Origin of the sequence: Natronorubrum aibiense (genome assembly GCF_009392895.1) — an archaeon.
GTDB classification, from domain to species: domain Archaea; phylum Halobacteriota; class Halobacteria; order Halobacteriales; family Natrialbaceae; genus Natronorubrum; species Natronorubrum aibiense.
Genome location: NZ_CP045488.1, coordinates 1,246,775 through 1,262,960 on the forward strand (window position 1 = coordinate 1,246,775; position 16,186 = coordinate 1,262,960).

Here is a 16,186-nt window from a genome sequence, read left to right on the forward strand (position 1 = left end):
ACGTTCGCTCGAGCGAGCGTCAGTCGCCGTCCACGCGGGCGGTATCGACTCGACGAAGCATGAACGAATACACGCTCCTCATCGCGGTCGCGAACACCGCAACGCTGCTCACTGGCGGGGCCGTTGCACTGCTCGCCTACCGGGCCTTCCGGCGAACCGGCTCGGCGGCGCTCCGAGCGGTCGCCGCCGGCTTCGGGTTCATCGTCGTCGGCTCGCTCGGCGGCGCAGTCGCTCACATCGTCGGCAATAACGTCGCTCTCGGCGTGACGATCCAGAGTGCGTTCACCGCCGGCGGGTTCACAATCTTGCTGTACTCGCTGTACGCCGAAACGACGGCGACAACGACGACGGTAACGCTGCGCCGATCCGACTGAACGGAATCAGCGCCGACTACGGCTCCGCGTCGAGGCGGGAGCGAAACCGCTCGAGTCCCATCCCGAGCATATCGGGACTGACGGGCTGGAACTCGTCGTCGCCGGGTAGATACGGTCGGACGGAATCCCAGCTTTCGCGAGCGTAGCGTTCGTCCAACAGAACCCGAACGCCGACGTCGTCGGGCGACCGGATGACGCGACCGATCGCCTGTCGGGCCTTTCGTACGGCGGGGATCGTCAGCGCGTACGTAAAGCCGTCGCCGAACGCGTCGTCGTAGGCTCGCCGAACCGCCGCAGTCCGCGGGCTCGAGGTGTTGACGATCGGGACGCCACAGACGACGGCCGCCGAGAGCCGGTCGCCACTGTAGTCGACGCCCTCGGTCAGCGTGCCACGGAGACTCGTAACGAGCACCTTCCCCTCGCCCGCGAAGAACTCGCGTTTGAGTAACTGGGTCGTCTCGTCGTCGCTCGCAGCGTCGAGCAAAACGGGTTTCTCGAGGCGGTCCTCGAGGCAGCCGGCGATCCACTCGGCTTCGGCGTAACTCGGCATCCCGACGAGAACGTTCCCCGGAAGCCGGCCGATTTTCGTGATCGCATCCGTGTATATCGTTCTGGTCTGGGTGTCCTCGTCGGGTCGGCCGCGGTTCTCGTACGTGAATTTCGGGACCGACACCGCGAAGCTCTCGCGATTTTCTTCGGGAAAGTGCAACCCGTAGCGTCGCTCGACGACGGGTCTGTCTTCTTCGCGTGCGAGGAACTCGAGACCCGTCACCTCCGTGAACGCGTCCATCGGTTCCAGGGTCGCGCTCATGAGGATCCCGCCGCCAAAGGCCGCGAGCCGATCGCCGATCGCGTCGCTCGGCACGCAGTTGTGCAAGGCAAGACGGGCGCTATAGGCCCGCCGCCACGAGTCGGCCGGTTCGGTCTCGTCCCAGGTTCGCTCGAGTTCGATCTCCCGGAAGTAGTCGGTGTGGTTCTGTCGGTACCACTCGCCGAGGATGCGCCCGACCGCGGGCGCCGCGCGGGTTCGGTCTTCGTCTTCGGCCTCGTTCAAAATCCGTTCGACGACGGCCCCGACGGACTCGGCGCGGACCCACTCGGCATCGCTGTGGCCCGCCTCGCGCGCCCACGCCGTGAGTTCGTCTTCGGCCGGTTCGGACGGATCTCGAAGCGGGAGCTCCGCGTCGTCGAGATCGTGGAGATTCGATCGCCACCCCCTGTGGTTCCGGTCGAGATACGCCGTCACCCGACGATCGAGTTCCTCCCGGAGATCGCGGATGAACTCGAGGGTGCGATTCAGTTCCTCGAAGGAGACGTCGCTGTCCTCGAGTTCCGCGCGCACGAGGTCGGCGTCGGCCGTCTTCGAGCCGCCCTCGGCGCGTCGCCCCTCGCGTTCGAATTTGATCGGCTGGATGACCCTCGAGAGTTCGGTTTCGGCGTCGCGAAGCGTCGTGTCGGCAACGCCGTCACTGACGAGGTCGCGCACGCGTGGCTCTAACATGTGGGCCTCGTCACAGACGACGAACGTCGAGTCATCGAGCAACGCGCCGGTAAACGAGCCGGTCGTCCGCGGATCGAACGCGTGGTAGTAGTTTCCGAGCACGACCTCGACGTGCCCGAGGACGGCCCCCATGATCGAGTGGGGACAGCTGCCGTGGGCAACCGAGCGCGCGACGAGATCGTCGGGCGTGATCATCCCGGCTTCGGTGAAATCGTAGGGAACAGCCTCGCTCGCGTCGCCATCGCTACCTTCCTCGGGGAGGTCCTCAAGGTACTGGGCGTAGAACGGACAGTACTCGGTTTCGGCACCAACGGGGCCGCCGTCAGAGTAGGTCGGCATCTCTGGGGGGTAGGCAGCTGTCTCGCCGGCGGTCTCGAGAAATCGCCCGATTGAGCCCGAGCGGCCGCTGTCAGCGAGGCCGGTCTGTTGCTGGCGCGCGCTCGCGGCGAGGCTTGCAGCGGTCGTCTCCCCGCCTTCGCCGGTGAGATCTCGAGTTCGGTCCCGAAGGGTCTCACAGCGGTCGTAGACGTTGCCGTCGTCGATCCCACCCGCTCCTTCGCGGTTGTACGGACAGACGTCGGCTTTCCCGACGAGCGTGAGTCCCGAAATGGGGTCCCAGTCGTCGGGCAGGTTCTCGTTGATCGTCTTGAGGTCGGCTTCGAACTGGCGCAGTTGCTGTTTGACGCTCGTGAGCACGAACACGCGCTCGTAGTCGGTGTCCGGATCGCGCACGAGCTCGATGCCCGCTGTGAGCGCGATCATCGTCTTGCCAGTGCCACAGGCCCCCTCGACGACGGTGTAGCCACCATCTCGAGCAGTGTCGATCGTGGTCTCGATGCCGTCGACCTGCTCGTCGTAGGGTTCGGCGTGGCCGAAGATCGAACGCCAGTACGTCATGTCTCCCGTACTCATCGTCGGTCCCGCATAGCGTTGACGGAGTGTGTTGGCCGCGCCATCAGTTATAAACCTTCGTCGGTGTCGGCTCGCACTCACGGTTGGATCGAATCGGGCAGCCGATCGTCGCTACCGACAGGAGCGTGTGTAGGGGTGTCACTTTAATTCGGTGAGCCCCTAGGAAAGGTATGAAAGTCCCCAAATCCCTCCAGAACGTCGATGATGGCGGTGCGGTCGTCCGAACGCTCGAGTACGAGGACGGCAGCGTCATCGCGGTCGACTTCGGCACCTCGGCCGCCGACATCGACGTCGACGTCGTCGGTTCGATGGCGATCATCGTTACCGACGACGAGCAGTTCGAGTTCGAACTGCCGCCGGAAGCCAGCGACGTCTCGGTCCACAACGGCGTGTTGACGATCGAGGAGTGACGCCAGTGTTGCCGTCAATACTGGAGTGAGACACGCACATCAGCGCTGAGATACGCATACACTCTCGAGTGCGAGCCCCGCTCGACGAAACACAACCCATTCCCCGTTTGCGCTGCTACGACCGGTATGAGCGATTCCACCGAGGCCGACGTCGACGTCGAGCACTGGCGCGACGAACTAGAGTCGAAACGCGACGAGAAAGACGACTTCTTCGCCGAGCACCCGCAGTCGCCGATTCCACCCGAAGAACGCGACGAATTCGATGGCCTCGAGTACTTCGCGCCGGACCCAACGTACCGCGTAACCGCGACCGTCGAGGTCCACGACGACCCAGAAGTCGTGTTGATGGAGACGACTGCGGGCCGGGAGATGCGCTATCTCCGCGTGGCGACCCTCGAGTTCGATTTAGAGCGCGAAGACGACGCCCTCGAAGATGGCACCTACGAACTCGCGGCCTACCAGCTCGAGAGTCCGAACGAGGAACCGCTGTTTATTCCGTTCCGCGACAAGACGACCGGCCAGCAGACGTATCAGGGCGGTCGCTACATGGAACTCGCGCCGGATCGTGACCTCGCCGACGGCGACGAACTCGTCGTCGATTTCAATCTGGCGTACTCGCCGTTCTGTGCCTACAGCGAGACGTTCGACTGTCCGCTCCCACCGGAAGAAAACTGGCTCGAGGTGACGATTCCGGCCGGCGAGCGGTTCGAGTAGCCGGAACGGAGGAGCGAATCAACGGTGAGTGGGGGTTGGCTTCCACTCGAGATCTGACCCGAAAACCCGCAGACGGAGTCGTGGCTCGAGTCGAAGCGAAGGGGTTGCAAACGGCGGCGATTCGAGTAGAAATCAGGGGGCGACGCCGACGGTCAGCAGCGTGCCGAACTCGCGGTAGCGCTCGACCATCGCCTCGCGAGAGTCCCAGTCCTCGGTCGGGAACTCGGCTTCGCTAGGAATGTCGATCTCGCGGTCCGGCACGTGGTCTTGTTCGGCAACGTAGAGGCCGGCGTCGCGGAACGCCTCGCGGTACTGGGCGCGGTCCCACCGAGTCATCTCGATGGAGATGTTGTCCTGCCACTCGTGGGAGTGGACATTCTCCTCGTAGTAGTTCACGGCGCAGTAGAACGTGCCCCCGGGACGGAGAATGCGAGCGATCTCCTCGAGCGTGTGGTGTGGATCGGCAGCGTAGTAAAACGCCTCCATCGACCAGACGTGATCGATGGAGTCATCGGCAAACGGCAGCGCGTCGAAGTCACCGACGAGGTAGCCGACCTGCAAGTCGTCGGTGTAGTCGGCGGCGTTTCTGGCCATCTCCGGCGAGCCGTCGAGGCCGTAGATTCGACCCGCATCCTTGGTGTCTCGCAGCGCACGACCGGCGTACCCGCTCCCACAGCCCAGATCGAGAACCGTGTCGCCGGCTTCGACCGGCATGCGCGCGAGTGCGTGTTTGGCGGTGTGCCAGTGACGATCTTCCATTCCCCGATCCCGGCCGCTTGCGGCCCAGTCGTCGAACTCCTCGCGGACGCTCATACACGGCCCGTCACTGCCTGCGGCCAAAACCTGTTCGACTCGAGACGAGCCAAACGGCCCGGCGCTCGAGTGATCGACAGACTTTTTAGGACTGCCTAAAAAATACTATTCGGAGAGGTTTAGGCTGGCCGAAATCCGTGGGCATCGGACTGCGGCCAAACGAACAGCTCCTGCCATCCCGTTTTTTGATGCTGATAATCGAGAACAACCGGAAGCTATATTGGATTAGGCCGGCCTAAAACAGAATGCAGGCCTGAGATCGGCCGCTGGCAACACGCCGATCCCGGTCACCACTGGATCCTTTACGGCCTCTGAGCCGTCTGTCCCAATCCTCTCTCTTCGCGGCGCTTCGGTTCGGTGTCTGCGTCGGACCCGTTTCCGGTGAGACGATATGCTCTCGCATCCGGCAGTCTTCGGGACATCCGCACTATTAAGTCGGTGCCACAAGTTGTTCATGCCAGTATGGAGTACGCGCTCGAAATCGACGGCACACCGGAAACGGTACCTGGTGGGACAGGCGTGCTGTTGTTGCATCCAAGTACCGGCGAAACCGACCGCATCGACACCGATTTTCTCAAAGCAGACACCGACAAATTCCTCGTCGTCTCCACGCGAACCACTGCCCGCGAAGTCAGACAGAAACTCGAACACTACGACGTCGACGAGGACTGTGCCGAAATCTTAGACACCCTGAGCATCGAACGGGGCTACTCGCGGCGCACGAGTGACACCGTCCACTACGTCGCCGCCCCCGACGACGTCGACGGCATCGTCGAACACATCGACGGCTTCCTCGAGGCCCACGACGGGAAACTTCGACTCAGCTTCGACTCCGTCACCGAACTCGCCTACTACGCCGGCGACGACCAAGCTCTCGAAGCCGTCGAACGCATCCTCAACCTCCTCGAGAAACACGACGCAGTCGGCCTGTTCCACGTCTCCGAAGAGCCCCACGACGAAGCGCTCGTCGACGAGTTCCGCTCGCTGTTCGACGGGATCATCGACCTGGACGCAGACGGCAGCATCGACGCCGAGTTCTGACTGGTATCGCAGCACGCGATCCCGTCGAACGTGATTTTTTGGGTGAAAGCAGCTCGAGCTCCCGCAGCGGCGAGGATCGGCGTACGGACTCGAGCCAGTCGCTGCGTCACTCTCGGACGGAACCAGTATCAGCAATCGGGCAGCTGTCGATTCATCGCTGATCGATCGATCGAAACGACAGGACTCGTGATGTCGGTCGAGGCGCTTCAAACAGCCGGGTTCGCGAGTGTCACTCGGCGAGCGACTCGAACGTCTTCTCAGCCCATTTGACCGCGTACTCGGGGCCGTGATCCCGGTAGGCGTCGGTGTCGAGTGCCGCAAACGGCGCCGGCAACTCGATCGCGTGTTTGATCGCCGCACAAGCGAGTTCCGTCGCATCTGCAAACTCCGTCTCGCCGCGGGCAACCGCCCGCGGCAGTCCCGAAACGCGATCCTCGAGTCTATCACCAGCGTCCTGCCATGCGGCGGCGAGTTCGGGGTGATCGGCGTGCCAGCTCGCGAAGACGTCCCGCGTCTGCAGGCCAACCCAGCCGTCGTACAGCGCCGCCGCGACCTGATACGTGCTGTTCGGGCCGAGATCGACCGCGCGGTCGAGCGCGCGATACTCGTCTTCGAAGAAGCCGATGAACTGTTCGGGGATTTCGAGATCGAGTTGGACGAACGCTTCGGCAAGCAAGAAGTCGATAAAGGCCTCTGGCGAGCCCTCGACGCGTGGTTTCACGAGGACGAGCGGTGGCTCAGTCTGGCGCGTCCAGACGACGCTGCCGTCGCCCGGCATCCCGATCGTCAGATCTGAACTCGCATAGCGGGCGAGCAGCGTCGGTGCGTCGTCGGGCAGCCACGCTGACGGATAGCTCGCGGGCTCGAGCGAGTCGACCAGCAAGCCGAGATCCTCCGCGAGTGCCGGGGGGAGCGTCTCGAAATCGCGCTCACAGTCGAGAACCTGCACGTCGGGTGCGTAGATGTCCCGGACCGTCTCGACCGGGATCGAGAGCTCTCGGCCCTCGAACATCAGACGAGGACCATCTGGGAGATGACCAGCAGCGACAGCAGTGCCGATGCAGCGATCGTCGTCAGGACGATCTTGGTTGGTTTGCTCATACGTGGGTTCACTCAGTCATGTCGCTTAAATCCATCTTTCTCGACCGACTATGGCTCGAGAAACCGCCGGCCGTGAGGCAGTTCTGTCGTCACCGAAACTCAACAACTACTGCATTGCACGGTGGCTGTGCGATGTCAAGCGTCGACCGTCCGTCATTCCGATCTGCTTTGCGTATCGCCGCTGGGAACGGCGAACTCGGTACCTACCCAGTTTTCGCTTGGAACCAAACCTTGCCACTGTTTTGCACGACGTGCAATAGAACACGACTGTTGCAGTCGAAACAGAGGGGTATCGATGGCGTTCGCGGCAGCGGCCGTTATACGTCGTCTTCGTCTGCATGCCAGGACTCCGGAACGTCGATGACGTAGCGACCGTCCTCTTGCAGCGAGATAATGTACTCCTCGCGGTTGTACAGCTCCATTAAATTGAGTTCGTACTGACCGGGGCTGACGATTTTGATGCTTTCGAACTGTTCGTTGAGCTCCGCACGAAGCTCTTCGATCGACGGCTGCTCGCCCGACGGTTCGCTGACGACCCGGCCGTGTTCCGGCGGCTGTGTGTCCATATCGTCAACGTGCTCAGCCGCTTGCGTCGGCTCTGCGGCTGCCGTCTCCGGCGCTCGAGTCGAATCCGATGGCAGATCGGCTGTCGAAACGACCTCACTCCGAGCGTTGGCCTGGGCCGTGTCCTCGGTGTCTTCGAGCGTCGAGCGATCGGTAGGAGCCGCCGATGGCTCGGTCGGTGACGCAGTCGATGGCGTAGCGTCGGAGGACGGCTCGACGGACGACGCAGCGGTCTCAGAGTGGGTGGCCGTGTGGTCGGTGTCGCTCGAAACGTCACTCGAAGCCGTCGACCGGTCTTCGGGCCGACGGGCTGTCTCTGGCCATTCGTTGAACGTCTCCGTCTCCCGGTCGGGTTCGGACGGCGTGTCGCGTTCGGGCCACGAATTGTCGGACTGGTCGTGACTCGTGTCAGCGGAAGAGGGATCGTTCTCGAGTTCGTTTCCAGCCGATTGTGGCGATTCGGTTGGCTGCGTTTCCGCTGCGTCTGTTTCGGTCGACGGCATCGAATCGGTCGACTGCGTCGACTCCGAGGAGACCCAGCCACGAACAGTCTCTGCGGCACGTTTGACGGTTCCCGATGAGGGAGCGCTCGAGGCGGAACCGGCGGCATCAGCATCCGTTTCAGCGGCTGTCGTTGGCGCGTCCGACCCGCGTGCGTTGGTCGCCTGTCCGCCAGGAGCGAACTGGAACTTGTTCCCGCCACAGTTCGGACAGCCCGAAAGCATCTCTTTGGAGCCGTCGGGGAACGTTCGGCCGCAGTTCGTACATTCGTGTGGCATTAGTCTCGAGACACGAGCGCGCTGATCAGCGTTTCGTCCTTGTGGAGCGTTTTGATCTGGTTCGCTGGACCGATAACCGTCAGTTTCGTCGTCGGTTCATCACCGCCCATGATGCGGCCGAGCAGCGAGGACTTACGGGTGTCCGACTTCGGATAGGTCTCGATTTCGATCCCGTTGAACTCGTCGGGGCTGATCTCAGCCATGGTTACTTCGATCAGTCGACTCTCTTCGTCGGGTGTCAGCCCCTCCTCTAAGATGACGATATTCCCGTCGTGGACGCCGTCGAGAATCATCCGGATCTTCTCCATGGTCGCCATCCCGTCCATACGTTCGCCGCTGATCAGGTCGATCTGGACGCCATCAGGCGCATCCGGCTCGTCCGTGTTAGTTGTTGTTGGCATTGATTCTCACCCGAAGTACTCCGCGATATTCTCGTAGACTTCGTCCATGTTCTCGCCTTCTTTGGCCGACAGCGGAACCGTCTTGTGCTGTGGGAAGGCGTCCTCGATCCGTTTGACACTCGACTCATCGAGGTCGATTTTGTTCGCGAAGATGAGTACCGGCAGATCTCGAGATTCGATAATACCGATCAACATCGTGTTGACCTGCGTGATCGGGTCCTCTGCACTGTCGAGGACGTAGATGACGCCGTCGACGTCCTCACGAAGCCAGTGCATTGCTTCCGCGACGCCTTCGGTTGCCTCGCGAGAGCGACGAATTGCGTCGTCTTCTTCCATCTCATCGGTGAACTCCTCGTAGTCGACTTTCGTCGTCACGCCAGGCGTGTCGACGATGTCGATCGTCACCGACTTGCCGTCGCGTTCGATCTCGACGTTTTCTTTCCTGCGCGCACGGCGTGTTTCGTGTGGAATGTGACTCTCTGCGCCAATCGCGTCACCAGTCCAGTCTCGAGCGATTCGATTCGCAAGCGTCGTTTTTCCGGCGTTTGGTGGACCGTAGATTCCGATTCGTTTGGGTTCGTCGTCCGTAAACAGGCGGTCCATAACCCGAGAGATACTATCTTTAAGTTCTGTGAACAGTCCCATCTGTGGGGCCCTCCAGCACCGCGGGGTGCATCTGCGCGTACTACAAACTGAACTCACTTAAGCCTACGTCAGACGTGTAGACAGTCAAATAATTATGAGTTGTCAAGGACGGGTATACTAGTGATATTAAGAGTCATGGAAGGAGTTACCAGCTATCGTGTGAAGTGGTATCAAATGAGTGTTTACTCGAGACACCCCCACCCCTTCGTTTCAACTGGAGATTGCGAAATACGGGTGGGGTGAATGACGGAAGCTCGCCGGTCAGTTTCGGATGAAGCCGTCCGGAAAGATAGATTTCGTGGTTAAGAAGGGTGTTAGACGCCCGAATCCGAATACCAGATGGCTCTAGTAACTCGAGTCGCTGGAGAGTCCTATTCTAGTTCTCTCTAGTAATTATAAACAACTGATCTAGTAAAGATCGCGTTTTGCTAGTGCTACGGACCATGTTTTTCACCTACTATCATAAAACCTCCCGTTCTAGAAACACCCCCTCCCCCACCCCTTCTCTTGGAGCGTTCCACCTGAAACGAAGGGGTGGGGGGTTAGACTCTTCTCACTAAAATCATGTTGCTTGATACCATTCCACGTATTACCATCCTTAAATAGAACCGATCTACAGTCCGTCCACCCGGCCCGTCCACTCGAATCGAGCATGTTCGTCCCGACCTGGGCAATCCTCGCTGGACGATCGGACTCGAGCGGTCCGGTCTCGAGTGTCGATTAATGGACTCGAAACGGTCGTGATTCGGTCGAAACGCCGCCAATAGTCGTTCGTCAGTCCCTCAGTTGGCCTGTTGCGGCCAATTGCCGGCCGATGGGTTTCATTCCGCCGGTAGTTATCGGGTGAAGGGAAGAATTTAATATCGTGCTTTTCCTCTGTTTCGTTTGCATCAACTGGACTCGAGCACGGAACACGATAGGGTAGGTTGCCCACGCTGGGCTACCGTTTCCCCACTATTCCTGGCTCCGAGTTCGTGATTCCACTCGAAACGAGGGGGTATGTGTACGACGGATGTCAGACGAGGATACAGAACCGACGGGGTCAAAACAGGCCGATATCGACGAGACACGTGGGTTTTCGAACGTCGAGGGAACCGACCTCGGCGACGAGAACTCGAGTCAGGGGCTGTTCGACGACCTGCTCAGTGGTGAACCGATTTTCGAGAACAAGGAAGTCCTTCGACCGTCCTATACGCCACACGAACTCCCCCATCGAAGTGACCAGATCAACAAGATGGCGACAATTCTCGTCGCCGCGCTCCGTGGTGAGACCCCGTCGAACATCCTCATCTACGGCAAAACGGGGACGGGAAAGACGGCGAGCGCGAAGTTCGTCAGCAAGGAACTCGAGAGCACCTCCCAGAAGTACAGCGTCCCGTGTGATGTCGAGTACATCAACTGCGAGGTAACCGACACGCAGTATCGCGTGCTCGCACAGCTCGCAAACAAGTTCATCGAGAAGAACAAAGCCCGGATCGACGACCGAATCGCCGACCTCGAGCGACTGCTCGAGTCCGTCGACGAGCACGAGTCACCCACCGCGTCCGACTCGCGTTCCGGCTCGACTCGAAACGGTCCCGGTGAACCCGCCGAATCCGGAACCGACGCCGCTGACGACCCCACGGCTGACATCGCTGACAGTTCCTCGGCCGACAACACGGACGAGTCCACATCGATACATCCACTCGAGTCGACATCGTTCTCCGCCCGCAGCGAGGTCATGGCTCGCATCCAGCGCCTCGAAGAGGATAAAGACGATTTCGAGGAAGTCCCGATGACCGGGTGGCCGACGGATCGGGTCTACAGCGTCTTCTTCGACGCCGTCGATTACGACGAACGCGTCGTCGTCATCATGTTAGACGAGATCGACAAACTCGTCGAGAAAAGCGGCGACGACACGCTCTACAACCTTTCGCGGATGAACTCCGAACTCGAGAACTCGCGCGTGTCGATCATCGGAATCTCGAACGACCTGAAGTTCACCGATTTTCTCGATCCGCGCGTCAAGTCGAGTCTCGGCGAGGAGGAGATCGTCTTCCCGCCGTACGACGCCAATCAGTTGCGAGATATCCTCGAGCACCGCTCGGAGGTCGCGTTCAAAGACGGGGCGCTGTCGGACGACGTGATCCCGTTGTGTGCGGCCTTCGCGGCACAAGAACACGGGGATGCGCGTCGGGCGCTCGATCTCCTTCGAACGGCTGGGGAACTGGCCGAACGCTCCCAGACGGAGACGATCGTCGAAGAACACGTCCGGCAGGCTCAGGACAAGATCGAACTCGATCGTGTCGTCGAGGTCGTTCGCACGCTGCCGACCCAGAGCAAGCTCGTCCTGTTTGCGATCATCTTACTGGAGAAAAACGGCGTTCACAGCATCAACACAGGCGAGGTGTTCAACATCTACAAACGCCTCTGTGAGGAGATCGACGCCGACGTCCTCACGCAGCGGCGGGTCACGGATCTCATCAGCGAACTCGACATGCTCGGTATCGTCAACGCCGTCGTCGTCTCGAAGGGGCGCTACGGCCGAACCAAAGAGATCAGCCTCTCGGTACCGCTCGAGGAGACGGAGGCCGTGTTGCTTTCGGATTCCCGGCTGAGCAGTATCGACGACGTCCAGCCGTTCGTTCAGGCTCGGTTCGAAAATTAAGACCCTCACTTCGATCCCGAGTCAGTGGGAATCGACAAGGCAGTAATATCACGCAGCGACTTCGTTCGTATATGAACCGGCGCAGTGCAATCGTTGCGACGGCGAGTCTCGTCTCACTTGCCGGCTGTATCTTTACCGACGGCGAGGTCGAGTACGAGCGCGGGGAGATCGACGTCGTCGTCGATGACACCCCCGTCGACCTCGCTGCGGATCGCTTCCAGTCCGAGAACGACGACGACGACTCGCTCTCGTTTCATCTTCACGAGCAGGACGACTACTGGTATATGGAAGGTCCCGAACCGGTGACGTTCGCCGAAGGGCTCGACCTGCTCCCCAACTTCGCGTACGAACGGCGTGATGATCACCACGTCGTCAGTATCGACGACACCACCTACGACGGCAGCGATTCGGGGACGGAGCTGACGTTTCTCGTCGACGACGAGTCGGTCGACCCGACCGAGTACGTCGTCCAGAACGGCGACCACCTTCGCCTCGAGATTACGACCGGCGAGTAGCGTCTGTCGGCTCTCGAGTCGAACCGAAGGGGTGAACAGTCGAATCAGTGATATGTAGCAGACGAAAATTCAGTTTCGATAGCGACCGATAGCGACCGCGACGCCTGCGCTACTGGCAGCGAGCCCGGTCGACCCGGCCATCCCAGCCTGCATAGCGGTATCGGGGCTGACAGCGCCGTTTGGAACGCCCTCGAGCGTCGGCGACGGAACAACCATCCCGCCGAACAGTTCGTCGAATGTCAGTCGCACGTGGCCGAGCCACGGGACGCGGATCATCGCCTTCCCGGTGACCCACTCGGTTTTGACGACGTCCGTCCGGGCACCACCCCGGTACTGATCGTAGCCGCTGTTTGCATCGCCTTTCGTGATGAAGCCGTCGTGATTCGCGGGACAGTTCCGGACGTCGGCACAGGTCGCGTCACCAATGATATCCTCGTCGGCTTTGGTATCGACCCAGTTTTCGTCCTCTTCGACCCAGAAGTGGGCGCGGTGAATCACCGGTGTCTGGCGCGCGTCGCCGTTCGGCTGGAAGACGATGACGTCGCCGGCCTTCCCGAACTTCTCGTGGCCACTCGATTGGCCCGCCTCGAGTGTGACGACACCGGTGCCGTCGACGGGGTCGTCGCCGGCGAATCGGTCGTCATCGACGACGAAAATGAGATCGCCTCGTTGCATGTTCGGCTCCATACTTCCGCTCTCGACGGCGACCAACGGCGGCCAGATGCCGCTGACGCCGAACAGCAGCAGGCCGATGACGGCGACGATGGCGACGCTACTCGCGATGTCTCGAGCTAAAACGACAGTCTCATCGTCGGATTTCAGCAACCAGCGGACGAGGCCATCGTCGTCGATCGTGACCCGGTCGTCGTCGGGCCTTGGTCGGTCGCTGTGTGTCGGTTCTTCGCTCGTTTCTGGGCCGTTTCCCGGCGTGTGCCAGTCGTCTGCGGCTCGGTCCTGTCGATCACGGTCGTGGTTTGGCCGGGCACCACGATCTGCTCCGGAATCGTCGGAATCGTCGGACGGGCCACCGCGGCTAGGACCGCTCATCGTCACCCGTTTTGCTGGGGCCGGCAATCAACTTTCTGCTCGACCCACGTCCACCGAGACAACAGCCCATCGCGTTACGGTATCCTTTTCTCTCCGCTCACGAATGCGAGACGTGTGCCACTCGAGGCTCCCGCCCGGATCGTCAGCGAGCTCACCAGTCGTGGGTACAACGCCGAACGCGAGGCTGTGACACGTCTTGCGTCCGCGGACGATCCGAAGGCGGCCCTCGAATCCGTTATCGAAACCTTGCCGGAGGACGCGCTGGTCGTCCGAACGGACCACGTCCAATCGGCGCTTGCAGCGACCGACCCAGCACAGACCCCGTCGGAACAGGACCATGCGTCCGGTTTCGACACCACAGACCCCTCTGTTTCAACTGGAGACCACTCACCCGATTCGACAGCCACGGACGCGGCTGCTCCAGTCGAAACTAAGGGGTCGACGAGTGCCCAGCGATCGGTCGACCCCGAACTGCGATCGCTCGAGATCACCGGCGATATGACTGGCGAGAGTACCGGGACCGGCGAGTACAGCGACTTCGTCTCCGTGTTCCGCGATCGCCTCGAGCGACTCGGCTCGAAGCTGCGCGGTCGGGTCAATCATCGACCGGCGACGGCGATCCAGAACATGCCCGGCGGCAGCGAGGCCGGGATGGTCGGACTGGTCAACGACATCCGGTCGACCGCGAGCGGCCACTGGCTGGTCGAACTCGAGGACGCGACGGGAACGTTCCCGTGGTTGGTGATGAAAGACCGGGAGTACGCCGATCTGGTCGGCGAGTTGCTCTGTGACGAGGTGTTGGCGATGGAAGGGACCCTCGCGGACGACTCGGGGATCGCCTTCGTCGACTCGATGTATTTCCCGGACATTCCGCGGACGCACGATCCGTCGACGGCGGATCGCCACGTTCAGGCAGCGCTGATCAGCGACGTCCACGTCGGCAGCCAGGAGTTCATGCACGACGCCTGGAACCGCTTTACCGACTGGCTGCACACGAAACAGGCCCAGCACGTCGAGTATCTGCTGATCGCGGGAGACATGGTCGAGGGCGTCGGGATCTACCCTGATCAGGACGAGGAACTCGACATCGTCGACATCTACGAGCAGTACGAGGTGTTCAACGAGTACCTCAAGCAGGTCCCCGGCGACATCGAGATCGTCATGATCCCGGGCAACCACGACGCCGTGCGCCTCGCAGAGCCCCAACCCGGCTTCGACGAGGACCTTCGAGAGATCATGTCGGCTCACGACCCGCAGATCGTGAGCAATCCCTCGACGGTGACGCTCGAGGGCGTTTCCGTCCTGATGTACCACGGCGTCAGTCTGGATGAAGTGATCGCCGAACTCCCCGAGGAGAAAGCGAGCTACGAGGAGCCACACAAGGCGATGTACCACCTCCTGAAAAAGCGTCACGTCGCTCCCCAGTTCGGGGGCCACACCAGACTGGCCCCGGAAGAAAAAGACCATCTCATCATGGAAGACGTCCCCGATATCTTCCACACCGGCCACGTCCACAAACTCGGTTTCGGCAAGTACCACAACGTGCTCGCGATCAACTCCGGGTGTTGGCAGTCTCAGACCGACTTCCAAAAGAGCGTCAACATCGACCCCGACGCCGGCTATGCGCCGATCGTCGACCTCGACACTCTCGATGTGACCGTCCAGAAGTTCAGCTGATTCTCTGTGCCGCGCTCGGACTCGAGCGTGTCTTGCCCACCTGTCGCCGCTTGCAGTACACCTATCCGGCAGTATCTCGTCCGTGCTAACACGTCCCGAATCGTTACCTTATTGATTCCTATGTCACCTGCCGAGCCACAGACACCGTTCGAGGAACCATCCACCGCGTTCGCCCCCGCGATCGATGCTCACACGCATCTGTTTCCAGAACGCCTCACCGCCGCGATCCGTCGCTCGCTCAGCGCCGAGACCGACTGGGAGTTCTCGAGTCCGACCACGCGCTCGGAAATCGAAGCCGTCCTCCGTGCGGCGGGCGTCGAGGCCTACGTCGCCCTCCCGTACGCGCACAAGGCGGGGATCGCACGCGAACTGAACGACTGGCTGCTCGCACGCGCCGCCGACTCCGAGCTGCTGGTTCCGTTCGCGACGGTCCACCCCGACGACGAAGACGTCGCGGCCCTCGCTCGAGACGCATTCGAGAGGGGCGCTCGCGGACTCAAGATCCACTGCCCGGTCCAGGAGTGTCGTCCTGCGGACCCACGTCTCGAGCCGGCCCTCGAGGTCGCGGCGGAGTACGACCGGCCGATCACCTATCACGGCGGGACGGCACCAATGTTCGAGGACGCCGAGTACGTTGGTGCCGAGGCGTTCGCCGAGTTACTCGACTCCTATCCGGACGTTCGGGTCTGCTGTGCGCACATGGGGGCGTACGAAGTCGACCGGTTCCTCGAGTTCGCCCGCGAGTACGAGACCGTCTACCTCGACACGACGTTCGCGATGTCGACGTCGGCCGAGGAGACGATGGGGTTCGATCCGTCGACGATCACGGACGAGACGTTGGTCGAGCTTTCGGAATCGATCATGTACGGCTCTGACTTTCCGAACATTCCGTACCCGTACCGCAACGAACGGGCTGGGCTGTTGGCTCGAGAGCTGCCGCGGGAGACGATGCGAGACCTCTTCTATCGAACGGCGACCGACTACCTCGGCGTCGATCCCGTCGATTCCGAACTCGAATTCGAGACGGCGTAGCACGAAGTCGGCG

Annotated in this window: 15 protein-coding genes; 8 read left to right on the forward strand and 7 right to left on the reverse strand. The window is 61.3% G+C overall.

Features of this window, described 5'->3' with window-relative positions; genetic code table 11:
• Positions 1–59: 59 nt before the first annotated feature.
• Positions 60–374, forward strand: coding sequence for a DUF7521 family protein (locus tag GCU68_RS06175; RefSeq protein WP_152939901.1), 315 nt, complete (start codon positions 60–62; stop codon positions 372–374).
• A 16-nt stretch (positions 375–390) separates the two neighbouring features.
• Here GCU68_RS06175 and GCU68_RS06180 read toward each other — a convergent pair whose 3' ends face one another.
• On the reverse strand, positions 391–2,772 hold the full coding sequence (locus GCU68_RS06180; RefSeq protein WP_152943619.1) for an ATP-dependent DNA helicase: 2,382 nt from the start codon (positions 2,770–2,772) through the stop codon (positions 391–393).
• Positions 2,773–2,957: 185 nt separating this feature from the next.
• Between GCU68_RS06180 and GCU68_RS06185 the strand changes: the two genes are divergently transcribed.
• Positions 2,958–3,197, forward strand: coding sequence for a DUF7127 family protein (locus GCU68_RS06185; protein ID WP_152939903.1), 240 nt, complete (start codon positions 2,958–2,960; stop codon positions 3,195–3,197).
• A 126-nt stretch (positions 3,198–3,323) separates the two neighbouring features.
• A complete protein-coding gene (locus GCU68_RS06190; RefSeq protein WP_152939905.1) occupies positions 3,324–3,911 on the forward strand; it encodes a DUF1684 domain-containing protein in 588 nt (195 codons plus the stop codon).
• A gap of 132 nt (positions 3,912–4,043) precedes the next feature.
• Here GCU68_RS06190 and GCU68_RS06195 read toward each other — a convergent pair whose 3' ends face one another.
• Complete coding sequence (locus GCU68_RS06195; RefSeq protein WP_152939907.1) at positions 4,044–4,724, reverse strand: class I SAM-dependent methyltransferase; 681 nt, start codon at positions 4,722–4,724, stop codon at positions 4,044–4,046.
• Positions 4,725–5,186: 462 nt separating this feature from the next.
• On the opposite strand from GCU68_RS06195, the gene GCU68_RS06200 reads away from it, so the two are divergent.
• Complete coding sequence (locus GCU68_RS06200; RefSeq protein ID WP_152939909.1) at positions 5,187–5,765, forward strand: DUF7090 family protein; 579 nt, start codon at positions 5,187–5,189, stop codon at positions 5,763–5,765.
• 229 nt (positions 5,766–5,994) lie between these two features.
• On the opposite strand, the gene GCU68_RS06205 is transcribed toward GCU68_RS06200, so the two are convergent.
• The 4 genes from GCU68_RS06205 to GCU68_RS06220 all read right to left on the reverse strand — a co-directional run bounded on the left by GCU68_RS06205 (position 5,995) and on the right by GCU68_RS06220 (position 9,255).
• A complete protein-coding gene (locus GCU68_RS06205) occupies positions 5,995–6,777 on the reverse strand; it encodes a DUF7089 family protein (protein WP_152939911.1) in 783 nt (260 codons plus the stop codon).
• Positions 6,778–7,183: 406 nt separating this feature from the next.
• Entirely contained in the window at positions 7,184–8,209 is a 1,026-nt protein-coding gene (locus tag GCU68_RS06210; RefSeq protein ID WP_152939912.1) for an OapC/ArvC family zinc-ribbon domain-containing protein, read from the reverse strand.
• Positions 8,209–8,610, reverse strand: a complete 402-nt coding sequence (locus tag GCU68_RS06215; protein ID WP_152939914.1) for a DUF2073 domain-containing protein — start codon at positions 8,608–8,610, stop codon at positions 8,209–8,211. The genes GCU68_RS06210 and GCU68_RS06215 overlap by 1 nt, the downstream gene beginning before the upstream one ends.
• A 6-nt stretch (positions 8,611–8,616) precedes the next feature.
• Positions 8,617–9,255, reverse strand: a complete 639-nt coding sequence (locus GCU68_RS06220) for an Era-like GTP-binding protein (RefSeq protein ID WP_152939916.1) — start codon at positions 9,253–9,255, stop codon at positions 8,617–8,619.
• A gap of 1,012 nt (positions 9,256–10,267) precedes the next feature.
• Here GCU68_RS06220 and GCU68_RS06225 point away from each other — a divergent pair.
• Positions 10,268–11,902 carry a Cdc6/Cdc18 family protein gene (locus GCU68_RS06225; protein ID WP_152939918.1) on the forward strand — a complete coding sequence of 545 codons (1,635 nt, stop codon included), beginning with the start codon at positions 10,268–10,270 and terminating at the stop codon, positions 11,900–11,902.
• A gap of 71 nt (positions 11,903–11,973) precedes the next feature.
• Complete coding sequence (locus GCU68_RS06230) at positions 11,974–12,417, forward strand: hypothetical protein (protein WP_152939920.1); 444 nt, start codon at positions 11,974–11,976, stop codon at positions 12,415–12,417.
• 69 nt (positions 12,418–12,486) lie between these two features.
• Here GCU68_RS06230 and GCU68_RS06235 read toward each other — a convergent pair whose 3' ends face one another.
• Positions 12,487–13,464 (reverse strand): S24/S26 family peptidase, encoded by a 978-nt coding sequence (locus GCU68_RS06235; protein ID WP_152939922.1) that lies wholly within the window; start codon positions 13,462–13,464, stop codon positions 12,487–12,489.
• A 114-nt stretch (positions 13,465–13,578) separates the two neighbouring features.
• On the opposite strand from GCU68_RS06235, the gene GCU68_RS06240 reads away from it, so the two are divergent.
• Together GCU68_RS06240 and GCU68_RS06245 are read left to right on the forward strand one after the other, a co-directional pair.
• Complete coding sequence (locus tag GCU68_RS06240) at positions 13,579–15,141, forward strand: DNA-directed DNA polymerase II small subunit (RefSeq protein WP_152939924.1); 1,563 nt, start codon at positions 13,579–13,581, stop codon at positions 15,139–15,141.
• Positions 15,142–15,261: 120 nt separating this feature from the next.
• Entirely contained in the window at positions 15,262–16,173 is a 912-nt protein-coding gene (locus GCU68_RS06245) for an amidohydrolase family protein (RefSeq protein WP_152939925.1), read from the forward strand.
• Positions 16,174–16,186 lie beyond the last annotated feature (13 nt).

Coding starts and splice junctions, on each gene's coding strand:
- GCU68_RS06175 (WP_152939901.1), top strand. CDS start 60: ATGAACGAATACACGCTCCTCATCGCGGTCGCGAACACCGCAACGCTG.
- GCU68_RS06180 (WP_152943619.1), bottom strand. CDS start 2,772: ATGACGTACTGGCGTTCGATCTTCGGCCACGCCGAACCCTACGACGAG.
- GCU68_RS06185 (WP_152939903.1), top strand. CDS start 2,958: ATGAAAGTCCCCAAATCCCTCCAGAACGTCGATGATGGCGGTGCGGTC.
- GCU68_RS06190 (WP_152939905.1), top strand. CDS start 3,324: ATGAGCGATTCCACCGAGGCCGACGTCGACGTCGAGCACTGGCGCGAC.
- GCU68_RS06195 (WP_152939907.1), bottom strand. CDS start 4,724: ATGAGCGTCCGCGAGGAGTTCGACGACTGGGCCGCAAGCGGCCGGGAT.
- GCU68_RS06200 (WP_152939909.1), top strand. CDS start 5,187: ATGGAGTACGCGCTCGAAATCGACGGCACACCGGAAACGGTACCTGGT.
- GCU68_RS06205 (WP_152939911.1), bottom strand. CDS start 6,777: ATGTTCGAGGGCCGAGAGCTCTCGATCCCGGTCGAGACGGTCCGGGAC.
- GCU68_RS06210 (WP_152939912.1), bottom strand. CDS start 8,209: ATGCCACACGAATGTACGAACTGCGGCCGAACGTTCCCCGACGGCTCC.
- GCU68_RS06215 (WP_152939914.1), bottom strand. CDS start 8,610: ATGCCAACAACAACTAACACGGACGAGCCGGATGCGCCTGATGGCGTC.
- GCU68_RS06220 (WP_152939916.1), bottom strand. CDS start 9,255: ATGGGACTGTTCACAGAACTTAAAGATAGTATCTCTCGGGTTATGGAC.
- GCU68_RS06225 (WP_152939918.1), top strand. CDS start 10,268: ATGTCAGACGAGGATACAGAACCGACGGGGTCAAAACAGGCCGATATC.
- GCU68_RS06230 (WP_152939920.1), top strand. CDS start 11,974: ATGAACCGGCGCAGTGCAATCGTTGCGACGGCGAGTCTCGTCTCACTT.
- GCU68_RS06235 (WP_152939922.1), bottom strand. CDS start 13,464: ATGAGCGGTCCTAGCCGCGGTGGCCCGTCCGACGATTCCGACGATTCC.
- GCU68_RS06245 (WP_152939925.1), top strand. CDS start 15,262: ATGTCACCTGCCGAGCCACAGACACCGTTCGAGGAACCATCCACCGCG.